This window comes from Moheibacter stercoris (assembly GCF_040545805.1).
GTDB classification, from domain to species: Bacteria; Bacteroidota; Bacteroidia; order Flavobacteriales; family Weeksellaceae; genus Moheibacter; species Moheibacter stercoris.
In genome coordinates this window covers 242240-262274 of sequence record NZ_JBEPMO010000001.1, presented here as the reverse complement: position 1 = coordinate 262274, position 20035 = coordinate 242240, and the positions used below count along the sequence as shown (strand labels likewise).

At 36.9% G+C, this 20035-nt stretch carries 18 protein-coding genes; 4 read left to right on the top strand and 14 right to left on the bottom strand.

Features of this window, described 5'->3' with window-relative positions; genetic code table 11:
* Window positions 1–9 precede the first annotated feature (9 nt).
* The 9 genes from ABID46_RS01175 to ABID46_RS01135 all read right to left on the bottom strand — a co-directional run bounded on the left by ABID46_RS01175 (window position 10) and on the right by ABID46_RS01135 (window position 7960).
* Complete coding sequence (locus ABID46_RS01175) at window positions 10–1038, bottom strand: endonuclease/exonuclease/phosphatase family protein (protein ID WP_354505961.1); 1029 nt, start codon at window positions 1036–1038, stop codon at window positions 10–12.
* Complete coding sequence (locus ABID46_RS01170) at window positions 1031–1885, bottom strand: rhomboid family intramembrane serine protease (RefSeq protein ID WP_354505958.1); 855 nt, start codon at window positions 1883–1885, stop codon at window positions 1031–1033. The genes ABID46_RS01175 and ABID46_RS01170 overlap by 8 nt, the downstream gene beginning before the upstream one ends.
* Before the next feature lies 1 nt (window position 1886).
* Window positions 1887–2639, bottom strand: a complete 753-nt coding sequence (locus ABID46_RS01165; RefSeq protein ID WP_354505955.1) for a rhomboid family intramembrane serine protease — start codon at window positions 2637–2639, stop codon at window positions 1887–1889.
* Between the two features lie 3 nt (window positions 2640–2642).
* The gene (gene mutL / locus ABID46_RS01160; RefSeq protein ID WP_354505952.1) at window positions 2643–4427 is read right to left on the bottom strand and encodes a DNA mismatch repair endonuclease MutL; all 1785 of its coding nucleotides are present in this window, start codon (window positions 4425–4427) and stop codon (window positions 2643–2645) included.
* A gap of 64 nt (window positions 4428–4491) precedes the next feature.
* Window positions 4492–4980 carry a 6,7-dimethyl-8-ribityllumazine synthase gene (gene ribH, locus ABID46_RS01155; RefSeq protein ID WP_354505949.1) on the bottom strand — a complete coding sequence of 163 codons (489 nt, stop codon included), beginning with the start codon at window positions 4978–4980 and terminating at the stop codon, window positions 4492–4494.
* Window positions 4964–5674: a tetratricopeptide repeat protein gene (locus ABID46_RS01150; protein ID WP_354505946.1), complete on the bottom strand. Its 711-nt coding sequence runs from the start codon at window positions 5672–5674 to the stop codon at window positions 4964–4966. Before ABID46_RS01150 ends, ribH begins: the two co-directional genes overlap by 17 nt.
* A gap of 128 nt (window positions 5675–5802) precedes the next feature.
* Window positions 5803–6408 carry an outer membrane beta-barrel protein gene (locus ABID46_RS01145; protein WP_354505943.1) on the bottom strand — a complete coding sequence of 202 codons (606 nt, stop codon included), beginning with the start codon at window positions 6406–6408 and terminating at the stop codon, window positions 5803–5805.
* Window positions 6409–6425: 17 nt separating this feature from the next.
* The gene (locus ABID46_RS01140) at window positions 6426–7211 is read right to left on the bottom strand and encodes an ABC transporter ATP-binding protein (RefSeq protein WP_354505940.1); all 786 of its coding nucleotides are present in this window, start codon (window positions 7209–7211) and stop codon (window positions 6426–6428) included.
* Window positions 7211–7960, bottom strand: coding sequence for an MlaE family ABC transporter permease (locus ABID46_RS01135; RefSeq protein ID WP_354505937.1), 750 nt, complete (start codon window positions 7958–7960; stop codon window positions 7211–7213). The genes ABID46_RS01140 and ABID46_RS01135 overlap by 1 nt, the downstream gene beginning before the upstream one ends.
* A gap of 51 nt (window positions 7961–8011) precedes the next feature.
* Here ABID46_RS01135 and ABID46_RS01130 point away from each other — a divergent pair, with 51 nt between their 5' ends.
* Both ABID46_RS01130 and ABID46_RS01125 read left to right on the top strand, forming a co-directional pair.
* Window positions 8012–8608: a SprT-like domain-containing protein gene (locus ABID46_RS01130; protein ID WP_354505934.1), complete on the top strand. Its 597-nt coding sequence runs from the start codon at window positions 8012–8014 to the stop codon at window positions 8606–8608.
* Window positions 8605–9690, top strand: coding sequence for a mannose-1-phosphate guanylyltransferase (locus ABID46_RS01125; protein ID WP_354505931.1), 1086 nt, complete (start codon window positions 8605–8607; stop codon window positions 9688–9690). Before ABID46_RS01130 ends, ABID46_RS01125 begins: the two co-directional genes overlap by 4 nt.
* Here the strand turns inward: ABID46_RS01125 and ABID46_RS01120 are convergent.
* Genes ABID46_RS01120 through ABID46_RS01110 form a run of 3 tightly spaced genes read right to left on the bottom strand, consistent with a single transcriptional unit; the run spans window position 9687 to window position 15733 of the window.
* On the bottom strand, window positions 9687–10574 hold the full coding sequence (locus ABID46_RS01120) for a cupin-like domain-containing protein (RefSeq protein ID WP_354505928.1): 888 nt from the start codon (window positions 10572–10574) through the stop codon (window positions 9687–9689). The two genes, ABID46_RS01125 and ABID46_RS01120, sit on opposite strands and share 4 nt — an antisense overlap.
* Window positions 10558–12114, bottom strand: coding sequence for a phytoene desaturase family protein (locus ABID46_RS01115; RefSeq protein WP_354505925.1), 1557 nt, complete (start codon window positions 12112–12114; stop codon window positions 10558–10560). Before ABID46_RS01115 ends, ABID46_RS01120 begins: the two co-directional genes overlap by 17 nt.
* Window positions 12098–15733, bottom strand: a complete 3636-nt coding sequence (locus tag ABID46_RS01110; protein WP_354505922.1) for an MMPL family transporter — start codon at window positions 15731–15733, stop codon at window positions 12098–12100. The genes ABID46_RS01115 and ABID46_RS01110 overlap by 17 nt, the downstream gene beginning before the upstream one ends.
* Window positions 15734–15880: 147 nt before the next feature.
* Between ABID46_RS01110 and ABID46_RS01105 the strand changes: the two genes are divergently transcribed.
* On the top strand, window positions 15881–16840 hold the full coding sequence (locus ABID46_RS01105; RefSeq protein ID WP_354505919.1) for a Gfo/Idh/MocA family protein: 960 nt from the start codon (window positions 15881–15883) through the stop codon (window positions 16838–16840).
* 8 nt (window positions 16841–16848) lie between these two features.
* Here the strand turns inward: ABID46_RS01105 and ABID46_RS01100 are convergent, their stop codons facing one another.
* Both ABID46_RS01100 and ABID46_RS01095 read right to left on the bottom strand, forming a co-directional pair.
* Window positions 16849–17694, bottom strand: a complete 846-nt coding sequence (locus ABID46_RS01100; RefSeq protein ID WP_354505917.1) for a GNAT family N-acetyltransferase — start codon at window positions 17692–17694, stop codon at window positions 16849–16851.
* A gap of 9 nt (window positions 17695–17703) precedes the next feature.
* A complete protein-coding gene (locus ABID46_RS01095) occupies window positions 17704–18864 on the bottom strand; it encodes a cystathionine gamma-synthase (protein ID WP_354505914.1) in 1161 nt (386 codons plus the stop codon).
* Window positions 18865–18925: 61 nt separating this feature from the next.
* Here ABID46_RS01095 and ABID46_RS01090 point away from each other — a divergent pair, with 61 nt between their 5' ends.
* Complete coding sequence (locus ABID46_RS01090) at window positions 18926–20026, top strand: acyloxyacyl hydrolase (RefSeq protein ID WP_354505911.1); 1101 nt, start codon at window positions 18926–18928, stop codon at window positions 20024–20026.
* The last annotated feature ends 9 nt before the right edge of the window (window positions 20027–20035 follow it).

Genomic DNA, 20035 nt, shown 5'->3' with positions numbered 1-20035 from the left:
GATACAATTTTAAGGTAATTTGAAATGCCCAATAATCGGGTAATGATCGGATAATTTTTGGTCCTTTTTGACCTCAACTTTCACAGGCTGAATTTCTTCGGAGTGAAATAAATAATCCAATCTCATCGGATAGTTAAAATCGTGAAAGCTTGTTCCAGATCCTTTTCCAACAGCATAAAAAGCATCATTTAAATAATACGAAATTTGTTGGTATTCATAAGAATTGGGAACGGCATTTAAGTCACCTCCAAAAATCACAGGATGTTTGGATCGTTGCACAAATGGAAGGATTTGTTTGAGTTGTTTCTCATGCAATAGAAATCCTTTGGCCAATTTGCCTCCAATAATTTTGGATTTTTCTTCGGTTTGTTCAAAATTTTCCACGCTTTGTTGAACCAATTTTTTGTCGATGAACATGGATTCTAAATAGACATTGACAATACGGATGGTATCATCTTCCACATCTAAATCAGCATAAAAAGCACAGGCTACATTGTTGTTTTCAGCCGATAAAATTTGTTGAAATTCGATAATGGGATATTTGCTGAAGATTTGGGTTAATTGATTGTTTTCGTGGTAATAAGTTGAAAACACTTCTGACTTTAATTCCTTGAAACCCTCATTTTTGGTGTAGACTTCTTGCATGATCAATACATCGGGTTGTTCTTTGGCAAAGAATTCATTTGCACCAGGTTCCCTTAAATACTGTGCGTTCCAAGTGATAATTTTGAAATTGGATTCCAAATTGGGTGTTTTACCAAAAAACTGATAGGTTTTATTTAAGGGAAAATAGAGACCAATGGACATCAATAAAAACAAAATGGCATAAGACGTTCTTCTCCAAAATAAGATGAAAATCATCAAGAGGTTGAGGAAAATAAGAATCGGATAAACAATGGGAATGATGCCCAAATAAGGAAAAGTTGACGGTGCAATATGTGGCGCTAAATAAATGCTATAACAGACAAGCAAAAACAGCATATGCGACATAAAAAACACCGTGTCAAAGCCCTTCAATTGGAACATTTTTCTACCCATTTTTTCCCGCTTTAAATAGAATGTCTTTCTCTACTTTGCTTAAACTTTCGTATCCGGAACGTGAAATTTTATCCAGAATTTTGTCGATTTCTTGTTGTTTGGCGACCTTTTGCGCGTTGAACTCATAATCATCTCGAGGAGGTGTTTTTCTTCCTTTCTCGACTTTTAATTTCTTTTTGCTGAATAAGGATCGTATGAATTTTCCTAGAAAATCATTTCCTTTCTCAAATTGTTTCATGTACAAAAATCCAAATGCAGCTCCACCTAAGTGCGAAACATGTCCTCCAACATTGGTATTGTCTGTAAGGATCATCAAAATGTCAAATCCAATTAAAGCATACCCAACATAATCCAGTGGTATATTGAAGTTCAAAAACATCAATTGAACTTTGGTTTTAGGTATATAGGCAACCAATGCAAAGAAGATGGCATAAATCCCAGCAGAAGCACCAACAAGTGATTTTCCGTAATCAAATATCGGTGCAAATCCCATAAAAAAAATTGCTCCTAAAATGGATCCAAAGAGGTAAAAAGTTAAGAAATCTTCTCCTCTGAAATAGCGTAAAAACAATTTTCCAACAAAAAAGATCATCAACATGTTGAGAAGCAAATGCCAAAGATTTCCATGAAATATTGAATAGGTAAAAATTCCCCAAGGCTGACGGAAAAAATCATCTAAATTGGCTTTGGCCGCAAAGAACTCACTTATGGAAAACTGTGTTTTGTCAAATGCGATTAAATTGATAAGGGCTGTTAAAATAAATATTCCTACACAGATGAAAATAAGTTTGATGCTAATATCACCTGTTTTAAATTGAGTTTTTAATTGATTTACAATCTCTTTCATATTACCAGGTTCTATGTAAATTTTTCTTCCACGCTCGAACTAAGATGAATCCGATGATTGCACCTCCAATATGGGCAAAGTGTGCAATAGGGTTCCAAGCATAATTTTGAATAGCCAAGAAGAACTCCAAGGCAATCATAATTGGAATAAAATATTTCGCTTTAACAGGAACAGGAAAAAACAACAAAGCCAATTTGGCATTGGGATACAAAACACCAAAAGCTACCAAAATTCCATAAATAGCACCCGAAGCTCCGACCATTGGCGTTAAATAATAAGCTGCTAATTCGTTTACAGCTTGGGGATTGGAAGTGTTAGGCATTGGAATGCTGGACGAATTGTATACCAAAGTTTGGATAAACGCAGACACATTTACTCCTGAAGATTCAACTACTTCTTTTAAGTTTTGAATTTGTAAATAATTGGTGAAATTGAATAAGATAAAAGACCCCAAACCTGCTGCAAAATAAAGGATTAAGAACTTTTTAGCTCCCAAAGTTTGTTCTACTGTTGACCCAAACATCCACAAGGCAAACATATTGAACAAAATATGCGAAAGATTGGGAAAAGGCGCATGCATAAACATATGCGTGATGATTTGCCAAGGTCTAAAATTGACAGATTCTGGATAAAACGCACCTAAAATTCCACCCAAATCGATTCCTCTTGAACCAAACACCAAAGCGGCTAAAAAGAACAATCCATTGATGATCAATAAATTTTTTGTGATGGCGGGAATGGGCTGATTGAACATAGTTTATTTTAATTTTTTCGAAATTTCTACTTCTTGTAATTGGACAAATATGGGTTTCCCGTAGGGAGAAAAGTTGGGCTCGGGCAAGTGCAACAATTGCTGTGCCAAATGTTTGGCTTGCTCGGGCATTAAGGCTTCACCTTTGCGAATCGCTGTGTTTTTCGCGATAATTTTGGAAATTTCTACATCGAATTGCACTTGATCATGCGTTTCCAATTCGTGTAAGAAATCAGTAAAAATCTCTGGAACTTTTTCAGTATCAACCTCGGTTGGCAAGGCATTGACAGAGATAATTTCACCATGAAACTCAACATCAAAACCAAATTTCACCAAATCCATTTCTATGTTTTTGAGCAATTGAATTTCGGTTTCATTGGACAAAATTTCTACTGGAAACAACAAGCGTTGGCTCAAGGCATTTCCAGTTCCATTTTGTTTCAATTTCTCAAAAATGACCAATTGATGTGCGCGATTCTGATCGATGATCAATAATTCTCCTTGGTGTTGCGTCACCAAATATTTGTTCATCCATTGCATGACCGCTTGTTCTTGAAAAGCAATTTCCTCTTGATTTAACAAAAATTCCGGATGGTTGTTTTCGGTTTCAAATTCGGTAAAAGACTGATAAAATTCGTGAACAGGACGAATTTGTGATGGAGTTGGTTTGGTCTCAAACGGATTATAGTCTTTGTCAACACGGATTTCAGGCACTTTGATAGAGCCATTTTTAGGTGCCGACGGTATAAATGCCCAATCTGGATTTTGATCGAAATCCAAGGAAGGCATGATGTTGAATTGTCCCAAAGAATGCTTTACTGCCGATCGTAAAACGGCGAAAATGGCGTATTCGTCTTCGAATTTGATTTCCGTTTTTGTCGGATGTATGTTGATGTCGATTTTGGAAGGATCAATTTCCAAATACAAAAAGTATGAAGGAACGTATTGATTGGGCAATAAATTTTCAAATGCTTCGGTAATTGCTTTGTGCAAATACGGCGACTTGATGAATCGGTTGTTGACAAAGAAATACTGCTCGCCTCTTTGTTTTTTGGCTGATTCGGGTTTTCCGACAAAACCAGAAATTTTCACGATTTCTGTTTCTTCTGAAATCGGAACCAATTGAGCCTCAATTTTACGCCCAAAAATCTGAACAATTCGTTGTTTTAAATTCCCCGATTTTAAGATGTAGACTTCTGCATCGTTGTGGAAAAATCGGAAGGAAATTTTTTCATGCGCCAAGGCAACACGCAAGAATTCTTCTTGGATATGACGAAGTTCTACTTGATTGGATTTGAGGAAATTTCGTCTCGCGGGAACATTGTAAAACAAATTTTTCACCGACAAAGAAGTTCCTCTAGGATGTGCTGCGGGTAATTGGTCACGAACTTGACCTCCTTCGATAATTAATCGGTTTCCAACTTCTTCCGAATCGGTTTTGGTGACAGCATCAATTTGCGCTACTGCCGCTATGGAAGCCAATGCTTCACCTCGAAAACCTTTGGTTTGAATTTGAAAAATGTCTTCGGTTGTTCGAATTTTGGAAGTTGCGTGACGTTCAAACGCCAGTCGTAAATCGGTAACACTCATTCCCGAACCATTGTCAATGACTTGAACCAAAGTTCGACCTGCATCTTTGACAATTAAATCAATTTCGGTAGCTCCTGCATCTACTGCATTCTCAATCAACTCTTTTACAATGGAAGCCGGACGCTGAACCACCTCGCCTGCTGCAATTTGGTTCGCCACGTGGTCGGGCAACAATTGTATCACATCACCTGTAGAAATCATAATCTACAAAGGTAATCGAACTCCGAAAAAGGAAAAAATAGAAGCGATATTCTTTTTAAAAGAATCAGATTTTTTGACGGAAATCGGCCATAACCACAGCTGTAACGCCTGCTTCGGTTCCTTTGTTTCCATGTGCTCCACCCGAACGATCCAAAGATTGTTGTTTGTTCTCGTCGGTCAATACACAGAAAATTACGGGAATATCTTGTTGAACGTTGAGGTCTTTAATTCCTTGGGTGACACCTTGGCAAACATAATCAAAATGAGCTGTTTCGCCACGAATGACACATCCGATGACAATCACCGCATCAAATTTCCCTGACTTGCAAAGCTGATTAGCGCCGTAAATCAACTCAAAACTTCCTGGCACCTCAAAGTTCGAAATGTTTTCTTCCTTCGCTCCTAGATCAAGTAAAGCGTCAATAGCACCTTTTTGTAAGCCATGCGTTACATCATCGTTCCATTGAGAAACAACAATGCCGAAACGGTACGCTCCGGCATTGGGTAATTTTGTTTTATCGTAAACAGATAGGTTTTTATTTTCCGTTGCCACCTGTTGCGTAATTTAATCTTTCTACAAATTTGTCTACTTCACCATTTCCAGCGTTTGGATATTTGTTCGCCAAAACTTGGAAATATTTCAAGGCGTCAGCATCTTGACCCAATTGGATTGCCAATTTACCTGCTTTTGTGTAATACATGGTTTCGATTACTTCAACATTGGTTCCTTCTGCAGCTTTCACATAGTAAGGAAGTGCCTCGTTTAATTTTCCTGATTCCACCAATGCATTTCCAATCATCCCATTTTTTTGAGCATTTAAAATCTCATCATCGGTTGAGAATTTTTCTAAACTTGCTACTGCTGAAGCATAATCACCCAAACGATAGTAAGCAACTCCCGCTTTGTAACGAGCGATGTTCCCTCCTTTCGTTCCACCGTAATTATCCACGATTTGCTCGTATCCTTGGAAACTTCCAGGGCTACCTTTCAACGCCAATAAGACAGAATCTTGTTTGAAATATTCATCGGCCTGAGCCATTTCGATGAATGCTTTTTCAGATTTTGGTTCTAAAACCGTTTTTAAATAGATAAAATATCCAATTGCGATGATGGTCAATGCGCCTAAAACCCCAATGATGATTTTGGAATATTTTTCAAAGAAATTTTCAGCTTTGTATGCTGTTTCATTTAAACTATCAAGAACTTTTTCTGTAGTGTATTCTTGTTTTTTATTGGTTTTCGCCATTTCGTGTTAATTTCAAGTCTGCAAAAATAGAACTTTTTAGCATTTCGCCCAAATTCCCTTAAAAAAATAAAAATCCCCAAGATGTTTTTCAACAAATTGAGGATTAAGAAGTTTATATTTCGGAGTGATTAAAAGAAATAACCCACGGAAAGATTCAACATATTGGAGCGATTTTCTGTTTGAAATTCGCCAAATTCACTGATGACATATTTGGATACAGTTTTTCCTAATCCAAACTCATAACGTAAGTCAACGTTTAAGTTTTTGATGTTGACTCCGGTACCAATTTGCCATCCTAAACTGATTTTATCGCGATCATCTGCATCTGGAAAGTTAATTCCGTCTGAATCGATGGTATCTTCAAAATTCAAAGAAAATACGGGACCTGTTTGAACTTGTACCAATCCCATTGCAAATGTTTTCCCAACGTTTACTGGAATGTCCAAACGACTTTTTTTCACATCGATTGTTTCACCACCATCTTCAAATTCATTTTTGAAAGCTGTATACAACAATTCGGGTTGAACGTATAATCCACCTGCTTTGATGCGAACCATGGCTCCTCCTTGGTATCCAACAGAACCTTTTCCTTTTTCTTCAATCACTCCATTGAATGCTTTTACAGCTCCTTTGTCAGCGTTGAAGACCAAACCAGCTTTTAAACCGAAGTTGATGTTTTGCGCCATTGCATTCATGGCGAAAAATGAAAATCCTACTAAAAATAATTTTTTCATTATCTATTTAAATTTATTTATTTCGTGTTTTTGTTTGCTTTTTCAACCAATAAAACTTCACGTAATTTGGTGAAAAGTTTAGATGAATAAACGAAATCAATCACCGCTTCATTATCTGCCGTTAAAATTTCGTTTTTATCTCCTTCCCATTCTTTGAATCCATTTTTCAAGAACAAAATATTCTCTCCAATTTCCATTACGGAATTCATATCATGGGTATTGATAATGGTTGTTGTATTGTATTCAACAGTTAATTCGTGTAACAATTGGTCAATCACCATAGAGGTTTTTGGGTCCAATCCAGAATTGGGTTCGTCGGCAAATAAATATTTGGGTTTGTTCACCACAGCTCGTGCTATGGCTACCCTTTTTTGCATTCCTCCCGAAATTTCAGATGGATACTTTTTCATGGCTTCTTTGGTCAAATTCACTCGGTCCAAAACTTCTTCCGCACGCTTGTTCATTTCACGCATGGAAAGTTTTGAAAACATTTCCAATGGAAAGCGAACATTTTCCAAAACCGTCATGGAATCAAATAATGCACTTCCTTGGAATACGGTTCCAATTTCACCTCGTAGGCGTTGTCTTTCTTCGTAATTGAATTTGGTAGTATCTTCTCCGTCAAACAAAACCTCACCCGAAGTTGGCGTAATCAAGCCTGTCAAACATTTCAACATAACTGTTTTTCCAGAACCCGATTGACCGATGATCAAATTGGTTTTCCCAGTTTCGAAAACGGTGGAAATTCCTTTGAGCACTTCTATATCTTCGAACTGCTTTTTTAAGTTCTTAATCTCAATCATTAGCTCAAAATGGTTTGGGTTAGTACTAAGTTTAAGATGATCAAAATAACTGACGTCCAAACAACGGCTGCTGTACTCGATCTACCAACTTCCAATGAACCTCCTTTGACATGGTAGCCATAATAAGCTGGAACGGTTGCAATGACAAAAGCAAAACAAATGGTTTTTACAAATGTATAGACGAAAAGCTTGGTTGCCATCGGCATTTGAAGACCTTGAATATAGTCAGATTGTGTCCACATTTGGGTTGCTTCTCCAATTAAATATCCACCAATCAATCCCATTCCGATACTGATCATGATCAAAATTGGATTGAAAAAAACGGCAGCTATAATTTTGGGCATCACCAAAAACGAAGGCGCATTGATTCCCATCACGTCCAAAGCGTCAATTTGCTCTGTAACACGCATAGTTCCGATACTGGATGCGATATAAGATCCAACTTTCCCCGCTAAAATCAAGGAAATAATGGTTGGTGAAAACTCCAAAATCAAGACGACTTTGGTTGCATAGGAAATGTAATAATTGGGAACAGGAATGTCGGCTCCTTGAAAGTTTTGTGCCATCTGAATAGCTGTTACAGCTCCCATAAATAGAGAGATGAAGGCAACCAATCCAACGGAACTCATCCCCAAGTCATAGATTTCACGCATAATCAAATTGCGAAAAACTTTGGCGCCTTGAGGCTTTTTAAATACTTTTTTCAGGAACAAAAAATAGGACCCGATAAATCCAAGTAATTTTAACATACGGTGCAAAATTAGGCTTTTTTTTCAGAGGAACTTTATTAACTTTCCCAAATGAATCTAAGTCCGTTAGAAAAATTTTTACCAGAAAATGCTTCTCAATTTTTATACCAATGGCTGGAAACCAAACCCGTAATAATTAAAATTAAGTCCAATCGAAAATCAAAATTAGGCGATTATAAATTCCTACGGGAAACGAAATCTCATCAAATAACCATCAACCGAGATCTTAAACCTGAAGCTTTCTTTTTTGTTTTGACACACGAAATTGCCCATCTTTTGGTTCGTTCTACTTATTCTCATAACGTGAAATCTCATGGAGTGGAATGGAAGCAAACTTTTGGACAATTGTTGGTTGAATCACTTGGTGTATATTCGGACGAATTACAACCGCTTATTCTCAAACATGCTCGAAATCCAAAAGCAAGTATGGCTGCCGATAAAAATTTGAGACAATTGTTATTTATGGAAGAGGAACAAATCGGATATTTGGTTGAAAATTTAAAGGATAATCAAAAATTTCGATTGGGAAAAAGGATTTTTGAAAAAGGCGCCAAGCGAAAAATACGGTATATTTGCAAAGAGATCCCTACAGGAAAAATGTATTGGGTCAATGGACAAGCAATTGTAGATGAAATTTTAGCAGAATGAACAAGAATTACTTTGGAGTCATCATGGCGGGCGGAATTGGAAGCCGATTTTGGCCATTGAGTACAACCGAATATCCCAAACAATTTCACGATATTTTAGGAACGGGAAGAACCTTTCTTCAACAAACCTTTGATCGATTGAAAAAATTTATTCCTCTTGAACAAATCTATGTTGTCACCTTGGAAGAATATGTATCCTTGACCTTGGAACAACTTCCAGAAATTTCAGCTTCGCAAGTCATTGCGGAGCCGAGTGGAATGAATACTGCTCCCTGTAATTTGTATGCGGCGAAATTAATTCATGAAATCAATCCAGAAGCCAATATTGTGGTAGCTCCTTCTGATCATGTGATTCTGGATGAAACTGTTTTTGTTCAAAAAATTGAATTGGCGCTAAACCAAGCCGAAAAGGAAGAAGTATTGGTAACCTTGGGAATTCAGCCAACACGACCTGATACGGGTTATGGGTATATTCAATACTTAACTGACGCAAAGAACAAATCCGAAATCAAAAAGGTGAAAACTTTTACAGAAAAGCCTGGGATTGAACTTGCTGAGGCTTTTGTGAAATCTGGGGATTTTTTGTGGAATGCAGGAATTTTTATTTGGAAAGCCAAATCCATTCTTCATTCGTTTCAAAAATATTTACCCGAAATGTATGAGTCTTTTGACCACATACAAACTTCGCTTTTGACAGAAGAAGGCAAAAAAGAAGTAAAAGAAATTTATTCGACTGTTCAAATGATTTCCATTGACAACGGGATTTTGGAAAAGGCCAATAATGTTTTTGTCATTCCATCCTCATTTGGTTGGTCCGATTTGGGTACTTGGAAATCCTTGTATGAAAATTCCGAAAAATTGGAAGATCAAAATGTGAAAAGAGGGAAACATATCATCTCCTACAACACCAATGATTCCTTGATTTACACCACTCAAAATAAAGCGATTATCGTCGACGGATTGGAAAATTACATTGTTGTTGACACCAAAAAAGCATTGTTGATTTGCCCAATGGATAAAGATCAAGCCATCAAAGCATTTGTCAGTGATTTGAAATTGAACAAAGGAGAAAAGTTTGTCTAAGCTCGTTTGTTGATTCCTAATTTTTTATGGGTACGGTTATAGGCCCATTTGTCTTTGTAATCAATCCATTTTTGACCTTTAATTTTGCGAATCCAAAAATCGACATGGCGCATAAAAAAGACATTGTACAACATTCCGGCAAACCTTCTTGGGTCTTGAGGTAAACTGCGTAAGGACATAGAAAAACTACCATCGACATAGGTGATAAAATGCCACCATTCGCCAGGAATGTAAAGCGCATCGCCATGATTCATGTTGGCAACCAAACCTTTGGCATTTTTCAATGCCGGATATTTTTCAAAATCGGGATTGGACATATCAATGCTTTCCAAATTGCAAATCGAAAACGGAACTTTGTAAAGATTGGTATTTTGGTCGGGGCCAAATAAAAGAACACGTTTACGACCTTCAAAATGGATGTGGAGATTGTCGCCCAAATCGATGTCGTAATGCATGAAAACTTTGGCGCCTTGACCCCCAAAAAACAAGGCAGGAATTCGTTTGAAATAGGGAAGTCCTATGTCTGGAAATTCAAAATCTTTCAATAGTTGAGGCAAATTATCTTTGACCATATAAAAGAAAATCCTCAAATCTGTGGGTTGCGTTCTAAGCAAATCAATGTATTCGCTCATTTTCATTTTGGCAACAGGATCCAATGAATTTTTCTTGCCTTTGGTTGGTTCACTCGTATACAAAGGAACGATTTGCTCACCTGCAATTTCTTTGATGTAATCAAATCGCCATTTGTCGTTCCAAGAATCGGTTAAACCCTCAATCAATACGGGTTTCTTCTTTTTGTAGTATTTCTCAATGAATTCCTGTTTTGAAATTCCTTTTACTTTTTCAACTTCAATTAGATCAAAAGTATTATTTGGTTTGTTCATTGGATAGATTTAATTTGGAATATTCTTGATTGATTTTCTTGAGTAAATATTGTTTGCCAATTAATTCAGAACAAGTTAGAATTGCACTGATGGTGACGCCCAAAATTCCATGCATGCTGATGCTTTGGCCCGTTAAATATAAATTTTTGATTTTGGTTTTGGTGGATAAATAATTTTTGAGTGGAAATTGTGCATCTTTTGCAAAACCGTACATACAACCGCTTGTGCTACCAATATAGTCGCGATACGTCAAAGGTGTCGCGACATAGGTCGATTGGATGCATTCGCGTATGTTTGGGAATTTTTTCTCCAGTTCAACAAGTAATTTTTCGGTTTTTTCTGCTTTGAATTCTTCGTATTCCTCGCCACGAAAGTCTTTTTCTACTACCGTATTGAATGTATTTTCCCATTTTTGAACGTCTTCAAATCGCATATACGTCAAGACACTGATTCCATCTGCCCATTCATCCTGATCGGTTTTAGCACTCATGGAAATCATATAGCCTTCTGGCCAATTTTCTTCTTGGTAATGGATTCCATCCCAAACTTTTGACAAATCTTTGAAATGGTAGTTGTTCCGTTTCGCATATGGAAAACAATTCGGTTTTAAGGTTATGTACAAACTGAAGGAGGAGATGGTATCTTCCGATTCCATGATTCGTTTTTTGTAGGATTTCCGAATCGAAAATCCCTGAATCATTTCCAAAGTTTTCTTTGGATCTATATTGGAAATGTAGGTTTTGCCTTTAAATTTTTCGCCATCTGCCGTTTCAATCCATTGAATTTCACCTTCGGAATCGGTTTGGATCGAAACAATTTTTTTATGTTTAAGAACCTTTCCGCCTAAATTTCGAATTTCTCGAATCAATAATTTCGAAATTTGACTTCCTCCGCCCAAACAACGCCAAGCACTTTCAATGTAAGAATTAATGGATAATGCGTGGACATAAAAGGGTGTTTTGTCGGCAACGCCCGCATACAAAAAGTTGGTTCCCGCTAAAACGGCTTGCAATTTTGGATTTGGTGTAAGATTTTGGATGACTTCAGAAGCCTTCAGCGCCATCAAGGATTCATTGGAAATAGCATTTTCGCCCGTTTCTAAATGATACATCGGAAAACTATTGCAGATTTCTTCCATTTTATGCACATATTCTTCAATTGCCTTTCTTTCCTCTGGAAAATACTGAGCCAATTGTGCAATAAAATTCTCTTTTCCTTGCGCATAGGGATATTCCTTCTCATCTTCATCGAAACTTACCCAATCAAAACCGTCAAGATCCATTCGTTGCAATTTCAATTTGTCAGCAATTCCCAAATAATGAAAATATTTGTGCAAATTTTGACCTTGATCCAATCCACCGATGTAATGTACACCCGTATCAAAAATGGTTTTCTCGCGTGAAAAAGTTTGTAGATTTCCGCCAAATTGTTGGTTTTTTTCCAAGACCAAAACTTTGAGGCCTTCGCGCGCCAAAATATTGGCACAGACAAGACCACCAAGTCCACTTCCCATGACGATTATATCAAAATCTTCTTGCATCTTTTCGTTTCAAAATTTTGATTTCTTTCTGGTCGAAAATCTCTTCCCACTCCTCTAAATTACAGAAAGATTTGAATCGATCATATTCTTTCGAATTTTGTAAAATGATATGACCAAACTGTTTGAAATAAGTGGGAACTTCTTTGACAAAATAAATGGCAAATCGATTGACGGTAAAACTGTTTTGTGCAATTTGAACTTTATCAGAATCTTCGTCCCATCCGGCAACCGTTCGTTTCGCAGAATCGTACACAAGCAAAAAGCCCAAAACCCCATATCCCGACCCAAAATGGAAGATTTTTGATTCAATCGGAACAATAGATAAAATCTGATGATAGATCGATTTGTATTGCTCAAATTCAGCCAGAGCAGACTTTTGAATGTATCGAGGCTTGTAAATATAATTATACAATAACTTCTTTTTGAAGTAGTTTTCGTCTTCGGTTTTACGTTTTAACTCAATGAATTTTTCCTTGAAATATTGACCAATTCGTTTGGTTCTATGTGAATAATTCTCTCCAAAACTAGGATCATCATGACGGATTATGGGCAAATATTCCAAGGTCATTTTCCCTGTTTTAAGGATATTGTCTTCTTTGGGCAACAAATCGGCATTTCCTCTGATAAGGACCGGTTGAATGTCTAGTTTCAATTGTTCAGCCAAATAAAAAGCTCCTTTGTGGAAACGCTGTATGGCAGAAGTTTTGGAACGTGTTCCTTCTGGAAAAATGATGATGGAATAGCCATCTTTTATCTTTTCTTCCATTTTTTTGGTTCCCGTTTCGTAATCTTCAGATGAGGTATAAAATCCCGCCATTTGTATCGCTTTCCCAAAGAATTTCGATTGTAAAACACGGTTATTGACCATGAAAATGGCTTTTTTACTCAACATTCCCATCGTGGGTGTATCCAATTGGGATGTATGATTGGCGATGATGATTTTGGGCGTTTTGAAATCCAAATTTTCTTTTCCAATTTCTTCAATCGGAATAAAAGGCGTTCCATGAATCAATCCCCAGAAATATTTCTGCATGACCGAATGAAATACCTGAAGTTTTTTCTTTTGGCTAATCGGTATAATCGGTATGAGTAATTGAGCCAAGATGTTGAGAATAAATCCGACCACAAAGAAATAACCGAACGTCAAGAACGTCATCAAGATATTGAAAATTGTTCGTGGTGTATTTCCGTTGTCTTGTGGTTTTTGAATGAAAAATCGGAAGAGCCAAGGCTGAAGCGTGAACGACATCAAAACGACAACCAATAATCCGATAATCGGAATCCATGAAATCGAATAAATCGCAGGATGTTTGGCAAATACCAAAACGCCAAAGCATAAAATCGTTGCCAAGGCCGACATGATGATTCCCGATCGAAATGCAGGCATTTCATCTTTTCCATAGGTGTATTTTTCAATTAATCCTCTTGTGACGAATATGGAATAATCCACTCCCAAACCAAAAATTAAGGTGGTAATGATAATATTAAACGCATTGAAATCTAGTCCAAATAGTCCCATCATACCGAGTGTCGCAAACCAGCCCGCAAAAATCGGTAAGTTCGTGATCAAGGTTAATTCAACCGATCGGAAAAAGAGAAACAAAATGAGGAAAACAACGATAGAAGAAATGAAAAATAATTTGTTGAAATCGGTTTCCAAATTGGCCAAAAAGGTTTCTTGAAGGTGTTTTCGGTCAATGACCAAGGTATTGTCTATCGAGGAAAATTTCTTGATGAGTTGTTCCAAATTGGGTTGGTCGGTTTTCAAAACTGAAGTTATGGTCACCAATCCGTTTTCTTCTTTGACAAATTCGTTGAGAAACAGATTATTCAAAACCTCATTTTCTGCCAGATTGTAGGGATGATAAGATTCTTCCAATTTCGCATAAAATGGGAGGAAAGTGTGTTCTTTAAACCCATATTTCCTGCCTTCTGAAATTAGTTGATTTCGTAGGTTTTCAATTCTTGTTTCATTCCAAAATTCTTTCCATTTCGCAATTTTTTCTTCTTGTTCTTTTTCCGATAAAAGAATTCCGCCAATGGAACTAAAGTTTAAAATTTCTTTGTTTTTTTCTTCTTGTTGCAAGTTTTGAAACAACTCAGAATTCGCCTCCAAAGCTTCGTCGTAATCTTTTCCATAAGAAGCCAAATAGATGGATTTTGCCGAATAATTATTCAATTCGTCCAAATTCTTCTCTGCCATTTTTAGTTGCTCTGGCATATAATTCAACTTATTCAAATCATTTTCAAATCCGACTTGACGATAAGTGAAAAGACTGATGAGAATTAAAAGAATGGAAATGGCCATGAAGATTTTATTTCGACTAAAATCATAAGCCGCCAATCGATCGATAATGGTATTTTGTTTGACTTGTAATTCTTTGTTGGGCGAATAAACTTGAGGAATGAAAATCAACGCAAAAACGGCAGCACCCAAAACACTCACTGCGGCGAAAACACCCAAATCTTTTAAAACATCTGATTTCAAAAACAACAAAACCAAAAAATCGGCTGCGGTGAAAATGGCGCAGATCAACAAGGGTTTCACCGTACTTCTAAACAATTTGGAGACATCTCCCGTGCTTCGGTAATGACTCAAAATATGCAGGGAATAATCCAAGGTTAATCCCAATAAAACAGATCCAATTCCTATGGAAATCGCTGAAATAGTTCCCTTTAAAAAGTACAAAACAACCATTCCTAGTAAACTTCCAAAGATGGCTGGAACAAGAATAATTAGTGGAATGTGAGGTTTACGGTAGAAATACAGAAACAAAGCAAACAACAAAATCAAGGAAATGGACAAAGTCAAAATGATGTCAGACTTGATTCGTTTGGCATTGGCAACTGAAACAGGCGTTGAGCCAAAAAATTCTGCATGGATGGTTTGTTGCGCAAATTCCTGATTCAATTCTTGAATCGTTCGTTCTATTTTCTCAACCAATGTTGCATTGTTGGCCGTTTCATTGGCACCTGATTTTGGCGTTAGAAACAGAAAGATATTTTTTCCATTTTCATGGGTGAGATATCCGTTTTCAATGGCAAATCCGTCGGCAGCTTGTAGATGTTGAAATTTTTTCAGTCCAAGGAAATTAATTCCAAAAGGATCTTCGCGAATCATTTGGGTGGTCACAAATCCCGATGGCGATAGGATGTTGGAATAGGCTTCTTCCAATTTTTCACTTACTGAATCGGGTTGTAAAAGAGAATCAATTTGCGCATAATCTGCCTCATCTAAATAATAGGGAAGGTTAAACGAGACGAAATTCATCAATTCCATCAGTTGATTTTCATCAAATTTGGCTTGTAATTTTGCTACATTGGGATCGTCTTGAAACTTCGAAGCAACTGAATCTGTATAGGCTTGAAGTGCTTCTAGGTTATTTTGAGAATCGCTTTGAATGTTGAAGAGAATTTTATCGGCAAAATTGACATTTTGTAAAACCCTTGAAACGATTTCCGAATTTTCATTGGAAGGAATCAATTTGGAAATGTCTTCCTCGAACTTCATCCGCGAAGCCCAGTAGCCCAACAATACAAATACCAATAAGCAAACCGAAAAAAACAGAACTTTCTGCTTTTTCAGTTGATGGTAGACCTTGATGAAAAACGATTCCAATTCTTAGTGTATCAAATTCAAACAAAGATATAAAATTGAAGTTTTCCGAGGGAATTGAAAGTTTGGGCAAATTGACTACTTTCAATTTTCCAGATACGAGTATATTTGCTGAAATTTCACGGAATTTTAAGCTATTAAAATCAACAAATGCTATATTTTTCTCTATTAGGCAACGGCCATATTGGCAAAGTCCACAAACAAGCGATTGAAGATACAGAAGGTGCTCAATTGATTTCGATCATTGATGTTGCTAGTTCTTCAGATGAATCCAACACCGTTTTTTATTCGTCTTTGGAAGAATTTTTAGAGAAAGATGCTCAAACCGATGTAGTCGTGATTGCGACGCCAAATGGACTGCACAAACAACATGCAATTCAATGTCTAAAAGGAGGGAAGCATGTGTTGATTGAAAAGCCGATCGCTTTGAATTCCCAAGATGCAAAAGAAATTTTGGAAGTAGCAGAAGCGACAGGAAAACGCGTTTTTTCTTCCATGCAATTGAGGTTTTCACCACCTGTTCGTTGGGTTAAAGAATTGATGGAAAACAAAGCCTTGGGAAAAATCTATATGGTGAATATCCATTGCTATTGGAACCGAAATAAAAATTATTACAACACTAGAGAATGGCATGGAAGCAATGCGATGGATGGTGGCGTTTTGTTTACGCAATTTTCGCATTTTATCGACATTGTCAATTATTGGTTTGAGGAAACCAAATGTACTAATGCGAAATTCTATAATTTTAACCATCAAGGAATTACCGAGTTTGCCGATAGTGGAAAATTGGATTTTCAAGCAGATGAAGCCGTTGGGAGTATGATTTTTACAACGTCTACTTATGAACGAAATTTCAAAAGTGGAATTGAAATTTTGGCTGAAAAAGGAACCATCGAAATCGGAGATCAATATTTGAATGAAGTCAAATTCTTCAATGTAGAAGCAATCGATTCTGAATCCAATCATTCTACTGAAACACGAAATTTCCATCCGAAAGCGATTGAAGAAATCGTCTCGGCTTTAGAAACTAATAGAGCTTCTGCTTTGGATGGTAAATATGCTGTTCGTTTGGTCGAATTTATTGAAGGAGCGCACGAAATTGCACGTTAAAAAACTGATTATTTCGTTTTCAAACGCATTTCCAATTGATCTACTGTATTGGTCCAATTCATTTTGTTCAAAAGTGAAATGAGTCCAACCGCATCTTCATCGACATTGAGCACCACAAAATCCGCAGTTTCATCTTTTCCAGCATGACCTAACAGAGTTTCTGCAATGTATTTTCTTCGGTGATGTGGATCAACAGCCAATTGATTCAAACGTTTGGTTGTTGGGTTAAATGCCAAATAACCGACAAGTTTTCCTTCTAAATAGGCACCAAGAATCTTTTTTGTTGACGTTCTATCCAAAACCGATGGAGTATTCTGCCAAGTTGGTAAAACATCCCAAAAGGATTGAAAAGTATCCCATTTTGGAGTGGAAATTTCCTGAATTTCAATTTCTTTATTTTCTTGTAGATCTTTTGGAATTGGACCTTTGAAACATTTGACAATTCGTTCCGTTTCAAATCCTGTTTTTTGGTAGGCTTTTACGGCTTTTTCGTTTTCTGCGAGCACTTCCAAAACAATTTCTTCTATTCCGTTTTCATGTAAAATCGGAAGAAATTGATCATACATTTTTTGCGTCCAACGATTTCCTCTTTGAGAGGGAATAACGCCTGTTCCGCCATTGTATAGAACCTTTTTTCCATTTTCGAAATCATCAAAATGGAGAATAAATCCTACTAAATTTTGATCCAAAAAAACACCAATTGAGAAATCCCAATTGATGTTTTCTGTATATAGTTTTGATTCCAATTGGTCCAAATTTAAGTTCATTGGAACCAAATAATCGGAAAATGATTCATTAAAAATTTCTAAAATTTGGGAAGTGGAAATTCCCTTTAAATTTTTGATTTCAACCATATAGTTATTTTAGTTAAGCGCATTTTCTAAGTCTGCCAATAAATCGTCAATGTCTTCAATACCAACACTTAAACGGACCAAATCATCGGTGATTCCATTTTTCGCACGTACATCGGCAGGGATCGAAGCATGCGTCATCGTCGCTGGATGGTTGGCAAGAGATTCAACTCCTCCTAAACTTTCCGCTAAGGTGAATACACGTACATATTCCAAGAATTTTTTTGCCTCCTCAGCGTTACCAGATTTGAAGGTAAAAGAGACCATTCCTCCAAAATCACGCATTTGTTTTTTGGCTACTTCATGATTTGGGTGAGATTCCAATCCTGGATAGTACACATGTCCGATTTTAGGATGATTTTGTAAAAATTCAACCACTTTTTTCCCATTTTCACAATGACGTTGCATACGCACATGCAAGGTTTTGATTCCTCTTAAAACCAAGTAAGAATCTTGAGGACCTAAAATTCCTCCTCCTGCAAACAATTGGAAATGAACTTTTTCGGCTAATTCTTCATCTTTCACGACCAAAGCACCTGCAACAACATCAGAGTGTCCCCCCAAATATTTCGTAGCAGAGTGCATCACGATATCGGCTCCCAAATCCAATGGATTTTGCAAATAAGGAGAGGCAAATGTATTGTCTACCGCAACCAAAATTCCTTTTCCTTTTGCCAATTCACAAATCGCTTGAATATCGGCAATTTTCATCAAGGGATTGGTTGGAGTTTCGACCCAAATCAACTTCGTTTTCTCGGTAATTTTTTGTTCGATATTGGAAACGTCTGTCATGTCCACAAACTCAAATTTCAATCCGTAACGTTGATAAATTCGGGTAAACATTCGATAAGAACCACCATACAAATCATCCATTGCAATGATTTCATCTCCAGGATTCATCAATTTCATCACAGAGTCCGTTGCGGCTAATCCCGATCCAAAAGCAAAACCATGCGTCCCATTTTCAATACTTGCCAATGCATTTTCCAACGCAGTTCTTGTTGGGTTTGCACCTCTGGAATATTCATATCCTTTGTGAACTCCAGGGCTTGATTGAACATAGGTTGAGGTTTGATAAATCGGCATCATCACTGCTCCTGTACTTGGGTCATGTTGTTGATTGCCGTGGATGGTTTTTGTATTGAATTTCATTTCGATATTTTTTGATGTCATTATTGTCTATGCAAACATACTGCCTTTTTAAGTTTTGTCTTATTTTTGAGCCCAATTTATTATGTTGAAACAGATTACCTTCTTGATTTTTCTATCGATTGGCGGTTTGATCCTTTCGCAAGAAACACCTACCCAATATTCGGTAGATGTCAATTATTACTATGGAAGTATTTTGCCGCATAGTGAAAAAATCAGGCATTTAATCACCGAACATCCAGAAGGGATTTTTATTTCGGCCAACCAAAAGACCTTTGGAAATGAGGAATGGGAATCGAGAATGAATTATCCCGATTTTGGCGTGACGTTTCATTACCAAAATAATAAAAATGAAACCTTAGGAGATTTATATGGATTGTATGGACATTATAGTTTTTATTTTCTGAACCGAAATCTTCAATTGAAAATAGGGCAGGGCGTGGCTTACAATACCAATCCCTATGACAAAGAAAAAAACTACCGAAACGCTGCTTTTGGTTCGCATTTTATGCCGGCAAGTTTTTTCATGTTGAATTACCAAAAGGAAAATATTTGGGAAGGATTGGGATTGAAGTCAGGATTGTTTTTGATTCACCACTCCAACGGAACGATCAAAACACCCAATACAAGCGCCAATACGGTTGGAGCCAATATCGGATTGACTTATACCTTTGATCACAAAAACGAAAGAACTTATCATCCACGAGTGAACAAAGACTCTGCATATACAGAACCAATCCGCTATAATCTTGCAGTTCGTTCGGGTGTTCATGAAAGCCATATTATTGGAAGTGGCCAATATCCGTTTCTCAATATTTCGGCTCATCTTGACAAACGAATTTCCCGTTCGAGTGCTTTTCAATTGGGATTGGATGTTTTCTTGTCAAGGATGTTGGAGAAGGAAATCAAAATGATGGCCATTTCGTTTCCAGAAAAAGGAATTGATGCCGATACGGACTCAAAACGTTTGGGTTTATTTGCCGGATATGAATTGTTCATCAATAGGCTTTCTTTTGAAGCGCAATTAGGCGCCTATATTTACGATGATTATAAGTCGCATACTGCTTTGTATCAGCATTTGGGCTTAAAGTATTATTTCTATCGAAATTTATTTGCTGGAACGGGCTTGAAAACCCATTTTTCCAAAGCTGAATCGATGGATTTTTCTGTAGGAATCCGATTTTAAACCAATTAA